Origin of the sequence: Actinomadura sp. GC306 (assembly GCF_004348665.1) — a bacterium.
In the GTDB taxonomy this organism is placed as follows: domain Bacteria; phylum Actinomycetota; class Actinomycetes; order Streptosporangiales; family Streptosporangiaceae; genus Spirillospora.
In genome coordinates, this window is the sequence record NZ_SMKM01000471.1 from 1 (window position 1) to 2,275 (window position 2,275).

The following is a 2,275-nucleotide window of genomic DNA, read 5'->3' on the forward strand; positions in this document are numbered from 1 at the left end:
ACCTCCCGGTCCGCCGCCTTCCGGCCGTCCGCGGGACGGCCGTCCGCGCGCCCGCGCTCGGGAGAGGCGCCGTTCGGGGAGCCGCCGGCCGCGTCCGGGTCGCCGACGCGGAAGCGGGGGAGCGCGTCCGGGTGGTTCTCGCGGATGTAGGCGACCAGGTGCTCGCGCATGTCGCAGCGCAGGTCCCAGGTGCTGGCCGAGTCGGCGGCGCTCATCAGCGCCCGCAGCGTGACCAGCCCGTTCGGCTGCACGTCGACCACCTGCAGGATCCACTCCCGGCGGTCCCACAGCGGGTTCTCCCGCAGCGCGGAGTACAGCTCGCGGCGCAGCTCGTCGACCGGCACGGACCAGTCGACGTGCAGCTCGACCGAGCCGAGCAGCCGGCTGGAATGCCGGGTCCAGTTCTCGAACGGCTGCTCGGTGAAATGCGACACCGGGTAGATCATGCGGCGGTCGTCCCAGAGGCGCAGGACGACGTACGACAGCGTCAGCTCCTCGACCCGGCCCCAGTTGCCCTGCACGACGACGACGTCGTCCAGCCGCAGCGCGTCGCTGAACGCCAACTGCAGCCCGGCGAGCAGGTTGCCCAGCGTCGGCCGGGCCGCGATGCCGACGACCAGCCCGGCGACGCCCGCCGACGCCAGCACCCCGGCGCCGATCGCGCGGACGCCGGGGAAGGTGAACAGCGCGGCGCCCACCGCCAGGACCACGATCACCACGGCGGCGATGCGACGCAGCAGCAGCATCTGGGTGCGCACCCGCCGGGCCCGCCGGTTGCGCTCGCCCTCGATGTGCATCAGCCGCTCCAGCGGCGGATCGCTCAGCGCGTAGACGATCCGCAGCAGCAGCCAGGTGCTGGCGCCGATCGCCGCGATCCGCAGCACGTGCCGGACGGCGCCCTCCGCGCCGTCGCCCAGCAGGTGGTACGGCATCGCCGCGTTGGAGCTGACGACCGCCGCGAACGCGAACGCCGGCGCGGCGACGCGCCGGGCGACGCGTCCGGCGCCCGGCCAGCGCGCCGACAGCCGGCCGGCCAGCAGCCGCCGGCCCGCCTCCACGACGATCGCGGACGTGCCGACGACGGCGGCCAGGATGAACCATCCCCAGAACGCGGACACCGGTGCGACGACCCCCTCGGGCTGCGACGATCTTCCTGCACGATACGTGCGTTTGATTCTGCCTTTCCGACGCCCCGCGCATCACCCCGGCCCGGCGGGAGATCTCCGTCACCCGCGGGCCCCGGCCCCTGACGGGTGCGCCGGCGGGCACGGCGTGTCGTCCCCGCCGACTAGGCTCAAGGGCGTGGCTGATCCGGCGACCTACCGACCCGCACCGGGCTCCATCCCGGAATCGCCCGGCGTGTACCGCTTCCGCGACGAGCACGGCCGGGTCATCTACGTGGGCAAGGCGAAGAGCCTGCGCCAGCGGCTGAACTCCTACTTCGCCGACTTCTCCGCACTGCACCCCCGCACCCAGACGATGGTGCGCACCGCCGCCCGCGTCGACTGGACGGTCGTCGCCACCGAGGTCGAGGCCCTCCAGCTGGAGTACTCCTGGATCAAGGAGTTCGACCCGCGGTTCAACGTCCGCTACCGCGACGACAAGTCCTATCCGTACCTCGCCGTCACCCTGGACGAGGACTTCCCGAGGGTGATGGTGATGCGGGGCGCCAAACGCAAGGGCGTGCGCTACTTCGGGCCGTACTCCCACGCGTGGGCGATCCGGGAGACGGTCGACCAGCTGCTGCGCGTGTTCCCCGTCCGGACGTGCAGCGCCGGCGTGTTCAAGCGGCAGCACCAGCTCGGCCGCCCCTGCCTGCTCGGCGACATCGGCAAGTGCTCGGCGCCGTGCGTCGGCCGCGTCTCCCCGGACGAGCACCGCCTGCTCGCCGAGGACTTCTGCGACTTCATGGCGGGCCACACCACCCGGTTCATCAAGCGCCTCGAACGCGACATGCGCGAGGCCGCCGCCGCTCAGGAGTACGAGCGCGCCGCCCGCCTCCGCGACGACATCCGCGCCTTGGAGCGCGCCCTGGAGAAGCAGGCGGTCGTCCTGCCCGACAGCACCGACTGCGACATGATCGCCTTCGCCGAGGACGAGCTGGAGGCGGCCGTCCAGGTCTTCTACGTGCGCGGCGGCCGGATTCGCGGGCAGCGCGGCTGGGTGGTCGACAAGGTCGAGGACGTCACCACCGCCGACCTGGTCGAGCACTTCCTCATCCAGGTCTACGGCGAGAGCGAGTCGGTGCCGCGCGAGGTGCTCGTCCCGGCCCTCC

2 protein-coding genes are annotated in these 2,275 nt (G+C 72.8%); one reads left to right on the top strand and one right to left on the bottom strand.

What is annotated here, in order from left to right; all coding sequences use genetic code 11:
- The coding region (locus E1200_RS32690; RefSeq protein WP_131956458.1) for a mechanosensitive ion channel domain-containing protein at positions 1 to 1,118 on the bottom strand (1,118 nt) is incomplete at its 3' end.
- Between the two features lie 184 nt (positions 1,119 to 1,302).
- On the opposite strand from E1200_RS32690, the gene uvrC reads away from it, so the two are divergent.
- On the top strand, positions 1,303 to 2,275 hold a 973-nt coding region (gene uvrC, locus E1200_RS32695; RefSeq protein WP_131956460.1), incomplete at its 3' end, for an excinuclease ABC subunit UvrC.